12 protein-coding genes and 2 tRNA genes are annotated in these 12,164 nt (G+C 70.4%); 10 read left to right on the top strand and 4 right to left on the bottom strand.

Going from position 1 to position 12,164, the window contains the following annotated elements; translation table 11 throughout:
• The first annotated feature begins 7 nt into the window (after positions 1-7).
• Genes gnd through ACZ6PY_RS26405 form a run of 3 tightly spaced genes read left to right on the top strand, consistent with a single transcriptional unit; the run spans position 8 to position 2,634 of the window.
• Positions 8-880, top strand: a complete 873-nt coding sequence (gene gnd, locus ACZ6PY_RS26415) for a phosphogluconate dehydrogenase (NAD(+)-dependent, decarboxylating) (protein ID WP_313723824.1) — start codon at positions 8-10, stop codon at positions 878-880.
• A gap of 16 nt (positions 881-896) precedes the next feature.
• Entirely contained in the window at positions 897-2,030 is a 1,134-nt protein-coding gene (gene recF, locus ACZ6PY_RS26410) for a DNA replication/repair protein RecF (protein WP_466076558.1), read from the top strand.
• Positions 2,020-2,634, top strand: coding sequence for a DciA family protein (locus ACZ6PY_RS26405; RefSeq protein ID WP_466076554.1), 615 nt, complete (start codon positions 2,020-2,022; stop codon positions 2,632-2,634). Before recF ends, ACZ6PY_RS26405 begins: the two co-directional genes overlap by 11 nt.
• Before the next feature lie 3 nt (positions 2,635-2,637).
• Here ACZ6PY_RS26405 and ACZ6PY_RS26400 read toward each other — a convergent pair whose 3' ends face one another.
• The gene (locus ACZ6PY_RS26400) at positions 2,638-2,868 is read right to left on the bottom strand and encodes a hypothetical protein (RefSeq protein ID WP_466076551.1); all 231 of its coding nucleotides are present in this window, start codon (positions 2,866-2,868) and stop codon (positions 2,638-2,640) included.
• Positions 2,869-2,972: 104 nt separating this feature from the next.
• Here ACZ6PY_RS26400 and ACZ6PY_RS26395 point away from each other — a divergent pair, with 104 nt between their 5' ends.
• Entirely contained in the window at positions 2,973-3,455 is a 483-nt protein-coding gene (locus ACZ6PY_RS26395) for a MarR family winged helix-turn-helix transcriptional regulator (RefSeq protein WP_466077084.1), read from the top strand.
• Here ACZ6PY_RS26395 and ACZ6PY_RS26390 read toward each other — a convergent pair.
• On the bottom strand, positions 3,440-3,994 hold the full coding sequence (locus tag ACZ6PY_RS26390; protein ID WP_262284999.1) for a hypothetical protein: 555 nt from the start codon (positions 3,992-3,994) through the stop codon (positions 3,440-3,442). The two genes, ACZ6PY_RS26395 and ACZ6PY_RS26390, sit on opposite strands and share 16 nt — an antisense overlap.
• Positions 3,995-4,576: 582 nt before the next feature.
• Between ACZ6PY_RS26390 and gyrB the strand changes: the two genes are divergently transcribed.
• The 6 genes from gyrB to ACZ6PY_RS26360 all read left to right on the top strand — a co-directional run bounded on the left by gyrB (position 4,577) and on the right by ACZ6PY_RS26360 (position 10,601).
• Entirely contained in the window at positions 4,577-6,523 is a 1,947-nt protein-coding gene (gene gyrB / locus ACZ6PY_RS26385) for a DNA topoisomerase (ATP-hydrolyzing) subunit B (RefSeq protein WP_466076548.1), read from the top strand.
• A gap of 130 nt (positions 6,524-6,653) precedes the next feature.
• Positions 6,654-9,179, top strand: coding sequence for a DNA gyrase subunit A (gene gyrA / locus ACZ6PY_RS26380; protein ID WP_466076546.1), 2,526 nt, complete (start codon positions 6,654-6,656; stop codon positions 9,177-9,179).
• 3 nt (positions 9,180-9,182) lie between these two features.
• The gene (locus ACZ6PY_RS26375; RefSeq protein WP_466076543.1) at positions 9,183-10,091 is read left to right on the top strand and encodes a DUF3566 domain-containing protein; all 909 of its coding nucleotides are present in this window, start codon (positions 9,183-9,185) and stop codon (positions 10,089-10,091) included.
• A 149-nt stretch (positions 10,092-10,240) separates the two neighbouring features.
• Positions 10,241-10,314 (top strand) — tRNA-Ile (locus tag ACZ6PY_RS26370).
• Positions 10,315-10,357: 43 nt separating this feature from the next.
• The gene (locus ACZ6PY_RS26365) at positions 10,358-10,486 is read left to right on the top strand and encodes a DLW-39 family protein (protein WP_208818042.1); all 129 of its coding nucleotides are present in this window, start codon (positions 10,358-10,360) and stop codon (positions 10,484-10,486) included.
• A 39-nt stretch (positions 10,487-10,525) separates the two neighbouring features.
• A tRNA-Ala gene (locus tag ACZ6PY_RS26360) sits at positions 10,526-10,601 on the top strand.
• Positions 10,602-10,663: 62 nt separating this feature from the next.
• Here the strand turns inward: ACZ6PY_RS26360 and ACZ6PY_RS26355 are convergent.
• Together ACZ6PY_RS26355 and ACZ6PY_RS26350 are read right to left on the bottom strand one after the other, a co-directional pair.
• Entirely contained in the window at positions 10,664-11,884 is a 1,221-nt protein-coding gene (locus ACZ6PY_RS26355) for a tyrosine-type recombinase/integrase (protein WP_466076540.1), read from the bottom strand.
• Position 11,885: 1 nt separating this feature from the next.
• Entirely contained in the window at positions 11,886-12,071 is a 186-nt protein-coding gene (locus ACZ6PY_RS26350) for a helix-turn-helix transcriptional regulator (protein ID WP_466076537.1), read from the bottom strand.
• Positions 12,072-12,164: the final 93 nt, after the last annotated feature.

The following is a 12,164-nucleotide window of genomic DNA, read 5'->3' as shown; positions in this document are numbered from 1 at the left end:
GGAGCAGATGCAGCTCGGCCTGGTAGGACTCGGCCGGATGGGCGGCAACATGCGCGAGCGGTTGCGCGCCGCCGGTCACGAGGTGGTCGGCTACGACCGCAACGCGGAGCTGAGCGACGTCGCGAGCCTCGCGGAGCTGGCCGAGAAGCTGGAGTCGCCCCGCGCCGTCTGGGTGATGGTCCCGGCCGGCGTCACGGACGCCACCATCGACGAGCTCGCCGGTGTCCTCGGCGAGGGCGACATCATCATCGACGGCGGCAACTCCCGGTTCAGCGACGACGCCCCGCGCGCCGAGCGCCTCAACGAGCAGGGCATCGGCTACATCGACGTGGGCGTCTCCGGCGGCGTCTGGGGCAAGCAGAACGGCTACGCCCTGATGGTCGGCGGCGCCCAGGAGCACGTCGAGCGGCTGATGCCGATCTTCGAGGCGCTCAAGCCGGCGGGCGAGTTCGGTTTCGTGCACGCCGGGCCGGTCGGTGCCGGCCACTACGCCAAGATGGTGCACAACGGCATCGAGTACGGCCTCATGCACGCCTACGCCGAGGGCTACGAGCTGCTGGCCGCCTCCGAGCTGGTGACGAACGTGCCGGGCGTCTTCAAGTCCTGGCGCGAGGGCACCGTGGTCCGGTCCTGGCTGCTCGACCTGCTCGACCGGGCGCTGGACGAGGACCCGGAGCTGGCCGAGCTGAGCGGCTACACCGAGGACACCGGCGAGGGCCGGTGGACGGTCGACGAGGCGGTGCGGCTCGCCGTGCCGCTGAACGTCATCACCGCCTCGCTGTTCGCCCGGTTCGCCTCCCGGCAGGACGACTCGCCCGCCATGAAGGCCGTCGCCGCGCTGCGCCAGCAGTTCGGCGGGCACGCCGTCCACAAGCGCTGACCGGTATCCACAGCCTGTGTACGTCCGCCGGCTCGAACTGGTCGACTTCCGCTCGTACGAGCGGGTCGGCGTCGACCTGGAGCCGGGCCCGAACGTGCTGGTCGGCGCGAACGGTGTCGGCAAGACCAACCTGGTCGAGGCGCTGGGCTACGTGGCGACCCTGGACTCGCACCGGGTCGCCACGGACGCCCCGCTGGTCCGGATGGGCGCCGCCTCGGCGGTGATCCGCTGTGCGGTGGTGCACGAGGGCCGGGAGCTCCTGATCGAGCTGGAGATCGTTCCGGGCAAGGCCAACCGGGCCCGGCTGGGTCGTTCCCCGGCCCGCCGCGCCCGGGACGTGCTGGGCGCGCTGCGGCTGGTGCTGTTCGCGCCGGAGGACCTGGAACTCGTCCGCGGTGACCCGGCCGAGCGCCGCCGCTACCTGGACGACCTGCTGGTCACCCGCCAGCCCCGGTACGCCGGGGTGCGGGCCGACTACGAGCGGGTGGTCAAGCAGCGCAACGCGCTGTTGCGGACGGCGTACCTGGCCCGGAAGACGGGCGGCTCGCGGGGCGGGGACCTGTCCACCCTCGCCGTCTGGGACACGCACCTGGCGCACCACGGCGCGGAGCTGCTCGCCGGCCGGCTGGAGCTGGTGGCGGCGCTGACCCCGCACGTGGCGAAGGCGTACGACGCGGTGGCGGCGGGCCGGGGGGCGGCGGGGATCGCGTACCGGCCGTCGCTGGAGCTGCCCGAGTCGACCACCGACCGGGCGGCCCTGGTGGAGGCTCTCGGCGCCGCGCTGACCGCGAGCCGGTCGGCGGAGATCGAGCGGGGCACCACGCTTGTCGGCCCGCACCGGGACGACCTGGCGCTGACCCTCGGCCCGCTGCCCGCGAAGGGCTACGCCAGCCACGGCGAGTCCTGGTCGTACGCGCTGGCGCTGCGGCTGGCCGGCTACGACCTGCTGCGCGCCGACGGGATCGAGCCGGTGCTGGTGCTGGACGACGTCTTCGCCGAGCTGGACGCCGGCCGGCGCGAGCGGCTGGCCGAGCTGGTCGGCGGCGCGAGCCAGCTCCTGGTGACCTGTGCGGTCGACGACGACGTGCCGGCGACCCTGCGGGGCACCCGGTACGCGGTGGGCGAGGGGACGGTACGCCGTGTCGGATGAGGTCGAGCTCCCGCCCGCACGGCTGGGGCCGGGACGCGGTGGGCGTACCCCCGAGGGACCGGAAGCGAAGCCGGGCGGCGAGGCCGGTGCGGACCTGCCGGCCGGTGCGGCCGGGCCGGAGCTGGCCCGGGCCGTGCTGGACGCGGCCAAGGCCCGCCGGCAGGCGGCGGCCGGCACGCGGCGGCGCGGCTCGGTCCGCGGTGACGGCGAGAAGCGGCTGCGCGGCTACTCCGGTCCGGGGCCGGACCCGCGGGACCCGCAGCCGCTCGGCGCGGTGCTCGACAAGCTGGTCAAGGCGCGCGGCTGGCAGCAGCCGGCGGCCGAGGCGACGGTCTTCGGCGCCTGGGAGCGGGTGGTCGGGGCGGAGGTGGCGCAGCACAGCCGCCCGGTGAAGCTGGAGAACGGCGAGCTGACCGTGGAGGCCCGCTCGACGGCCTGGGCCACCCAGCTGCGGCTGCTCGCCGGGTCGCTGCTCAAGCAGATCGCCAGCGAGGTGGGCCACAACGTGGTGCGCAAGCTGCACATCCACGGCCCGGCGGCGCCGTCCTGGTCGCGTGGCCCGCGCCGGGTGCGTGGTCGCGGGCCGCGCGACACCTACGGCTGAGCGTCACCGCTCACCGCGGCGTGCCTCCCGTCGGGCGCGCTTGAGCTCCCGCTGTTCGCGGCTCCACTGCTTGCGCCGCTCCAGGTCCTGCTTCCAGGCCTCGCGCGCCAGCCGGGAGCCGCCCTGCACGGCGCCCCGCACCTGGGACGGGCCGGCGAGGTTCTGGAAGACCCAGCCCATCAGGCGACCGCCCCTGCCGGAAACGTCGCCCACCTGCTGCTCGCCGCCGCTCATCCGCCGCACTCTCCCTCGCCGCCGTACGATTGGTGCCCCAATAATTGGTACACCAATCGTTGCTACCATCGCAACGACCGACGAGGAGGACGAGGGTGACCGAGCTGGAGGGCGATCCCCTGGCGCTGGAGGAGCAGGTGTGCTTCGCGCTCTCCGTCGCCGCGCGCGGCGTCGTCGCTGTCTACCGCCCGCTGCTGGAGCCGATGGGGCTGACCCACCCGCAGTACCTGGTCATGCTGGCGCTCTGGCAGCACGCGCCGCTGTCGGTCCGGGAGCTGAGCCGGCTGCTCCAGCTCGACCCGGGCACCCTGTCACCGCTGCTCAAGCGGCTGGAAGCCGCCGGCTACGTGCGTCGGGAGCGCGACGCGTCGGACGAGCGCAGCCTGGCCGTCTCGCTCACCGCCACCGGGCGGGCGCTCCGGGCCGAGGCCGAGCGGATCCCGCCGGCGATCGTGCAGCGGCTCGGCCTGCCGCTGGCGGACCTGCGGCACCTGCACACGGTGCTCACCGAGGTGATCGCGGCGGCCAACCGGGCCACGGCGGCCGGGCCCGGCGAGGCCGGGCAGCCGGGTCAGGCGTCGGCGTAGACCGCGAAGCCCCGCTCGGCGCAGCGCCGGTAGAAGGCGGCCAGCACGCTCAGCTCGGCGCAGGTGAAGTTCCACTGCGGCGGCTCGCCGCTCTCGTCACGCAGCTTGTCCAGCCGGCTGTCGAGCCAGCGGAGCTGCTGCTCGGCGAGGCGCCCGTCGCCGAGCAGCGAGCGCAGCACCTCGCTCACCGACTCGAAGGTGACCGCCTCGCCGAAGGGGCGGTGCCGGGTGACGAACTTCTCGACGCCCTCGGCGATCCAGGAGCAGCCGTCCGGGTCGATCACCGGGTCCTCGTCCTCGGCCGAGTTCTCCGTGGCGTAGAGCACATTTTCCAGGCCCAGGATGAGGTCGACCAGCTCCGTGTACGCGGTCGCCCGCACCGTGCCGGTCTTCGCGATCAGCTCGGCGAGCGCGGCGGTCGGTGCCGAGATGCGTGGCATGTCCACGATCTCGCCGAAGTCGACGAACTCGGCCGGCGCGACCGGATCGTAGAAGCGGCCGGTCCGCGGCCAGTGCACCGCGACGTTGTCCAGCCCCATCTGGCGTCACCTCTCAGCAAGCACGTTGTCCGACCGATCGGGTCGATCGTCCCGGTTCCGGCCGCGAAAGATCAAGACCGCAGGTGGCGGCGCCGCAAAAGGTACGGCACGGTTGGTCTCGCCGCGACCCCCGGTCGGTCACCCGCAGGCACCGATCCGGCGCCGGCCACATCCGCGGCCAGGGGGCCGGTGACTTCAGCCCGGTGCGCCTGACGCCGCGTCGCGACCGGACGCCGCCGAAGGCGTGTAGGGGGAGTCGCGGATAGCACGGTTCGGGCTCCTACGGCATTCTCAGCCGCCTCGGAGGGGTGCCGAGTGGCGGTTTGGTCGGCTGCGCACAGTAAGATTGAGGGCGAGACGAAAGACCCGACACGGAGCGACGGACACGGGCCCACCCGGGCCCTTGATCATTGTCCCGCATCGGGTCGAGCCGATCGCGATCCGCGGGCAACCGCGTCGACCGGCGTACGCGATCCGTGACCTGGAGATCCGGGGACCGGTTTGTGCGCGCCGACGTCGCGTCCTGTCCGCCGAACCCGCGCCCCGCGCCCTGGCGCGGCCGGCGCGAGAAAGTGGCCGAGGGTGGCAGCGGAGGACAACAAGAAGTACGGCGCCGAGTCGATCACCGTTCTCGAGGGCCTGGAGGCGGTCCGGAAGCGGCCCGGTATGTACATCGGGTCCACCGGTGAGCGCGGCCTGCACCACCTCGTGTGGGAGGTCGTCGACAACGCCGTGGACGAGGCGCTGGCCGGCTACTGCGACACCATCGACGTGGTGCTGCTGGCCGACGGCGGCGTCCGGGTCACCGACAACGGGCGTGGCTTCCCGGTCGACCTCCACCCCAAGCTGAAGAAGCCGGGTGTCGAGGTCGCGCTGACCGTGCTGCACGCGGGCGGCAAGTTCGACGGCAAGGCGTACGCGGTCTCCGGCGGCCTGCACGGCGTCGGCGTCTCGGTGGTGAACGCCCTCTCCACCCGGATGGCCGTGGAGATCCACAAGGACGGCCACGTCTGGCGGCAGCAGTACCACAACTCCAAGCCCACCCCGCTGGAGAAGGGCGAGACGACCGACCGGACCGGCTCGGCGGTCTCCTTCTGGCCCGACGCCGACGTGTTCGAGACTGTCGATTTCGACTTCCAGACCATCTACCGGCGCCTGCAGGAGATGGCCTTCCTCAACCGCGGCCTCACCATCCACCTGCTCGACGAGCGGGTGTCCGACGGTGAGGAGGGCAAGCAGCGCGAGGTCACCTTCCTCTACAAGGGCGGCATCGCCGACTTCGTCCGGCACCTCAACGCCTCGAAGAACCCGATCCACAAGACGGTGGTCGAGTTCGGCGCCGAGGAGGAGGGCATGTCGGTCGAGATCGCCATGCAGTGGAACGAGTCCTACGGCGAGTCGGTCTACACCTTCGCCAACACCATCAACACGCACGAGGGCGGCACCCACGAGGAGGGCTTCCGCGCCGCGCTGACCAGCGTGGTCAACCGCTACGGCACGGACAAGAAGCTGCTCAAGGGCGACGAGAAGCTCTCCGGCGAGGACATCCGCGAGGGGCTGGCCGCGATCATCTCGGTCAAGCTGGCCAACCCGCAGTTCGAGGGCCAGACCAAGACCAAGCTCGGCAACACCCCGGTCAAGAGCTTCGTGCAGCGGGTCTGCAACGAGTGGCTTGTCGACTGGTTCGACCGGAACCCGGCCGAGGCCAAGACCATCATCCAGAAGGCGTCGCAGGCGGCGCGGGCCCGGATCGCCGCCCAGCAGGCGCGCAAGCTGGCCCGGCGCAAGTCGCTGCTGGAGTCCGGCTCGATGCCCGGCAAGCTGGCCGACTGCCAGTCGACCGACCCGCGCGAGTCCGAGGTGTTCATCGTCGAGGGTGACTCCGCCGGCGGCTCGGCCAAGCAGGGGCGCGACCCGCGCACCCAGGCGATCCTGCCGATCCGGGGCAAGATCCTCAACGTGGAGAAGGCCCGGATCGACCGGGTGCTGAAGAACAACGAGGTCCAGGCGCTCATCACCGCGCTGGGCACCGGCATCCACGACGACTTCGACATCGAGAAGCTGCGCTACCACAAGATCGTGCTGATGGCCGACGCCGACGTCGACGGCCAGCACATCCAGACGCTGCTGCTCACCCTGCTCTTCCGCTTCATGCGTCCGCTGGTCGAGTTGGGGCACGTCTACCTGGCCGCCCCGCCGCTCTACAAGATCAAGTGGAACAAGAAGGGCGACGACGCGCAGTACGCGTACTCGGACCGGGAGCGGGACGGGCTCATCGCGCTGCGCCAGCAGAAGAAGCCCAACGCCCGGCCGGACGACATCCAGCGGTTCAAGGGTCTCGGCGAGATGAACTATCCCGAGCTGTGGGAGACCACGATGAACCCGGCCACCCGCACGCTGCGCCAGGTGACGCTCGACGACGCCGCAACCGCCGACGAGCTGTTCAGCGTCCTGATGGGTGAGGACGTCGAGGCGCGCCGGTCGTTCATCCAGCGCAACGCCAAGGACGTGCGGTTCCTGGACATCTGACGGGCCTCGCCGGGCCGGCCGGAGATCTACCGGCCGGCCCGGCGGTCCACAGAGTTATCCACAGTCTGGCCGGTATCCACAGCCGTTATCCACAGCACGAAAACGACTCTGAGTCTGATAAGGGTTAACAGTGACCGATACTCCCGAGTCCACGCCGAACGAGCCGGAGACCCCGGAGACCCTGGCCGCGGTCGTCGCGCACGACCGCATCGAGCCGGTCGGGCTCGAGGTCGAGATGCAGCGCTCGTACCTCGACTACGCGATGAGCGTGATCGTCGGGCGGGCCCTGCCGGACGTCCGGGACGGGCTCAAGCCGGTCCACCGCAAGATCCTCTACGCGATGTTCGACTCCGGCTACCGCCCGGACCGGGGCTACGTGAAGTGCTCCCGCGTCGTCGGTGACGTGATGGGTCAGTTCCACCCGCACGGCGACTCGGCCATCTACGACGCGCTGGTCCGGATGGCGCAGCCGTGGTCGCTGCGCTACCCGCTGGTCGACGGCAACGGCAACTTCGGCTCGCCGGGCAACGACCCGGCCGCGGCTATGCGGTACACCGAGTGCAAGCTCGACCCGCTGGCCATGGAGATGCTCCGGGACATCGACGAGGACACCGTCGACCTCCAGGACAACTACGACGGCCGGGCCAAGGAACCCACCATCCTGCCGTCCCGCATCCCCAACCTGCTGATCAACGGCTCCGAGGGCATCGCGGTCGGCATGGCCACCAAGATCCCGCCGCACAACCTGCGCGAGATCGGCGCGGCCGTGCAGTGGTGCCTGGAGAACCCGGAGGCCGACGAGGCCACCACCCTCGAGGCGCTGCTGGAGATCGTCAAGGGTCCGGACTTCCCGACCCACGGCCTGATCGTCGGTCAGGCCGGCATCCAGGACGCCTACCGGACCGGGCGCGGCTCGATCCGGATGCGCGCCGTGGTCGAGGTCGAGGAGGACAAGCGCGGCCGGCCGGCCCTGGTGGTCAGCGAGCTGCCCTACCAGGTCAACCCGGACAACCTGGCCGAGCGCATCGCCGAGCTGATCAAGGAGGGCAAGCTCGGCGGGATCGCCGACATCCGCGACGAGTCCTCCGGGCGCACCGGCATGCGGATCGTGCTCGTGCTCAAGCGCGACGCGGTCGCCAAGGTGGTGCTGAACAACCTCTACAAGCACACCCAGCTCCAGGAGACCTTCGGCGCCAACATGCTGGCGCTGGTCGACGGCGTGCCGCGCACGCTCAACCTGGCCCAGTTCATCCGCTACTACGTCGAGCACCAGATCGAGGTCATCCGCCGGCGGACCGCGTTCCGGCTGCGCAAGGCCGAGGAGCGGGCGCACATCCTCCGCGGTCTGGCCAAGGCGCTGGACGCGCTCGACGAGGTGATCGCCCTGATCCGGCGCTCGCCCACCGTCGAGGACGCCCGCCAGGGCCTCATCCGGCTGCTGGAGATCGACGAGGTCCAGGCGACCGCGATCCTCGACATGCAGCTGCGCCGGCTGGCCGCCCTTGAGCGGCAGCGGATCCTGGACGACCTGGCCAAGCTCGAGGTGGAGATCGCCGACCTCAAGGACATCCTGGCCAAGCCCGAGCGGCAGCGGCGGATCGTCTCCGAGGAGCTCGGCGAGATCGTCGCCAAGTGGGGCGACGACCGGCGCACCAAGATTGTGCCGTTCGACGGCGAGGTCTCGATGGAGGACCTCATCGCCCGCGAGGACGTGGTCGTCACGATCACCCGCACCGGGTACGCCAAGCGCACGAAGGTCGACCTCTACCGCTCGCAGCGGCGGGGCGGCAAGGGCGTGAGCGGCGCGACGCTGCGGCAGGACGACATCGTCAGCCACTTCTTCGTATGCTCCACCCACGACTGGATCCTGTTCTTCACGAACAAGGGCCGTGTCTACCGGGCCAAGGCCTACGAGCTTCCCGAAGCCAGTAGGGTGGCCAAGGGCCAGCACGTGGCCAATCTGCTCGCCTTCCAAGCGGACGAGCAGATCGCGCAGATCATCGAAATCCCGAACTACCAGGTGGCGCCCTACCTGGTACTGGCCACGAAGAACGGCCTGGTGAAGAAGACGCGGCTCGAGGAGTTCGACTCCAACCGTTCCGGCGGAGTCATCGCGATCAACCTGCGCGATGAGGACGAGCTGGTCGGTGCTGCCCTCGTGGCGCCGACCGACGACCTGCTGCTGGTCTCCAAGAACGCCCAGGCCATTCGCTTCAACGCGAGCGACGAGGCGCTGCGCCCGATGGGCCGGGCCACGTCCGGGGTGATCGGCATGCGGTTCAGCGACGAGGACGTCCTGCTGGCGATGGAGGTCGTCCGCGAGGGCATGGACATGGACGTGCTGGTCGCGACGAACGGGGGGTACGCGAAACGAACCCCGATCGAGGAATACCCGGTCCAGGGCCGGGGAGGTAAGGGCGTGCTGACTGCGAAGATCACCGAGCGACGCGGTGGTCTGGTTGGCGCGGTGGTGATCAACCCGGACGACGAGTTGTTCGCCATCACCAGCAACGGTGGCGTCATCCGGACTCCGGTGAAGCCTGTACGCCGTACGCGTGACCGGAACACAATGGGGGTCAAGCTGATGGACCTCCCGGACGGCGTGACTATCGTGGCGATTGCTCGCAATGCCGACGAGCCTGACGAACAGGACTAGTTGATGACGGAGACACAGGCGAAGTCGGGGAACACGGGGACCTCGGCCAACCCGGTCGACGAGGAGGCCGCACAGGGCGGCACACCAGCGACCGGCCGCGCGGCCGTGGGTCGGGCCACCGTCCCCGCCGACGCGCCTGCCCCGAAATTCACCCGGGCTCCCGGCATGGCCCCGCCGCCGGAAACCACCGGCGAGGGCTCGCCGCCGGCCGACCAGGCCGAGACGAAGGTCGACGCTCCGACGTCGGCCGACGGCCTGGCCGCGCCGGCCGCCGTGAAGCCCGGTGCAACCCCGCAGCCGCCCAAGCCCGCGGCGGCCGCCCGGCCGTCCACCGGCACGACCGGCACCCAGCCGCGCGTCGGCGCCGGCCTGGGCACCGCGCCGAAGCCGTCACCGGACGGCGGCCGTCCCGCCGCCGCAGGCCGCCCCGCCAACGGTGGCGGCCTGCCACCGGGCATCAGCGGTGCGGCCGCCGTCGGGGCCGCCCGCGTGGGTGAGGCGGTACGCGCCGCGCGTACCTCGGTCAGCTCGGCCGCGTCGCGCGGACCGCGCCGGGCCCGGCTGAACCTCAAGCGGATCGACCCGTGGTCCGTGATGAAGTTCGCGTTCGCGGTCTCCGTGGTGCTCTTCATCGTGGTGGTCGTCGCCACCTCGGTGCTCTACCTGGCGCTGGACGCGATGGGTGTGTTCAAGAGCGTCAACGACAGCCTCACCGACCTGGTCAACGCCGGCGGCGGTCAGGGTGGCGGCGGCTTCCGGATCACCGCCAAGGGCGTGATCCTCAGCTCCGCGCTGATCGGCCTGGTCAACGTCGTGCTCTTCACCGCGCTGGCGACGCTGGGCGCGTTCGTCTACAACGTCTGCGCCGACCTGGTCGGCGGGATCGAGCTGACGCTCGCCGAGCGGGACTGACCCGACGACGACGCCGGGGCACCGCGTAAAGCGGTCGCCCCGGCGTCGCGTATCCGGGTAGTTTCGAAGGGGCGCGGGTGAGCTCGCCACGACGGCCCCCCGATTTGGGGGCCACGGCGGCGATGGGTTAACCTTGCTCGTCGCTACGCGGGGCTATAGCTCAGTCGGTTAGAGCGCAGAGCTGATAACTCTGAGGTCGCTGGTTCGATTCCAGCTAGCCCCACCGCACACCGTCCGACGGTCGTCGAGCGCGAGGGGTCAAGCCCATGTTCAAGAAGCTCCTGATCCTGGCCGGCGTCGTCGGCGTCGCCGCCGTCGTGGCCAAGAAGATCAAGGCCTCGAACGACGAGCGCGCTCTCTGGCACGAGGCGACCACCGCGCCCGACCTGCGCTGACCGCGCCTGACCTCAGCACCGGGCGAATCCGCCCGCCTCGGGGCCCTAGCTCAACTGGCAGAGCACTGCCTTTGCAAGGCAGGGGTTAGGGGTTCAAGTCCCCTGGGCTCCACCATCTTCACTCCGCACCTGCGGTTTCCCGTTTTGCTTGATCGACTAGTACAGCCTCAGTACAGATCAGGCTTGATCTTGGCCGGAACGCGCCGACCGCAGGACGCTCCCGACGATGCCGCGAGGCCGGTCCCGCTTCGGCCACCAATGCACGTACGTCTCCAACGTGATTCGCAGAGTCTTGTGCCGTAGCTGCCGCTGGACGTCCTGTGGCTCGGCGTGGTTGGTGATCAGTGTGGTGGCGAAGAAGTGCCGCAGAGCGTGGAAGGTCCCGTGCTCCTTCGGCCATCCGGCCGCATCCCGCCAGTCCGCCCACTCTCGCGACCAGGTCCGATCGGTGAACGGATTACCGCGGCGAGTCGTGAACAGCAGCGGCACCGATCGCCGGACGGGATCACCGTTGGTCACGTCGACCAGCTCCACCGGCACGGGCGGGAACTGGCGGACGTGCTCGGCGAGGACCTGGCCGACGACCGGGTCCAGGTCGACCGTGCCGGACGAGCCGGCTTTGGGCTCGCTGAGGTAGAAGCCGCCGTGCTGTTGCGGCGCGTATCGGAGCTGCTGAATGATGTGCAGCTCTGACCGCTCGTGGTCTACACAGCGGGCACCCTGCTCAATCCCCAGGGCCTCCCCCAGCCGGCATCCTTGTCCGGCGCCAAGCCAGATCGCCGCCCGGTAGCGGGCCGGCACCGCGTCGATCAGCGCCAGGACCTCGCCCTCAGTTGGCACCCACTTCGGCGCACGGGAGAAACCCCGGAGCACCTGAGCCAGCTTCACCCCGTCGCAGGGGTTGTCCGGGATGACCTTGTCGGTTACCGCAGCATTCAGCACCGTGTCCAGGAGTTCGAAGTACAGCTTGAGTGAGGTTCGCGGGGTGCCTTCCTCCAACCGTCGTGTCAGCCACTCCAGCACTGAGGTCAGGTGGATAGCCCGGAGCGGCCGATCACCGAACGCCGGATAGAGGTGGCACCGGAGGTTGGACTCCACCCGCTTGCGTGTCTCCAAGGCCCACCCGACCTCGCGGGAGAGCCGCCACCGTTCCCCGTAGTCCCGCAGGGTCAGGTGGCGCTCAGAGTGCTGAACCTTCATTTCCTCGGCCACACCAGCACGAGCGCGAGCGTCGAAGGCTTCCGCGTCGACCTTCCGCTCGAAGAACCGCGTCCGAGGATGGTCAGCGGCATCAGTGAAGCGAACCCGCCAGCGCTTGCCCTGCCCGTGTCGCCGGGACGGTAGGCGCTTGCCGTCAGCACCACGTTTGTTGAGGTACCAAAGGTCATCGACGGGCATCTCAGGCCGCCTGCTGGTCAAGCCAGGCACGCACGTCGGCGGGCTGGTAGCGGAGGTGACGTCCGACGCGCGAGGCGCGCGGCCCGGTCCGGCGGTGGCGCCACTGGTAGAGGGTTCCGACCGGGACACCCAGGAATGCGGAGACATCCTGAATCGTCCAGAGCGGTTCGATCGTCGGCGCGGTCATCAGTCCTCCCGAGGGGTCGCGGCGGCCAGATCGGTGAGTACGCAGGTCTGTGCCGCCTCGTCTCGCGCGGCGAGGAGTGCGGCCTTCCATTGG

It is taken from the genome of Micromonospora sp. NPDC048907, from assembly GCF_055586885.1.
Note: the sequence above shows the minus strand (reverse complement) of the source record. Positions and strands in the feature narration are given on the sequence as shown.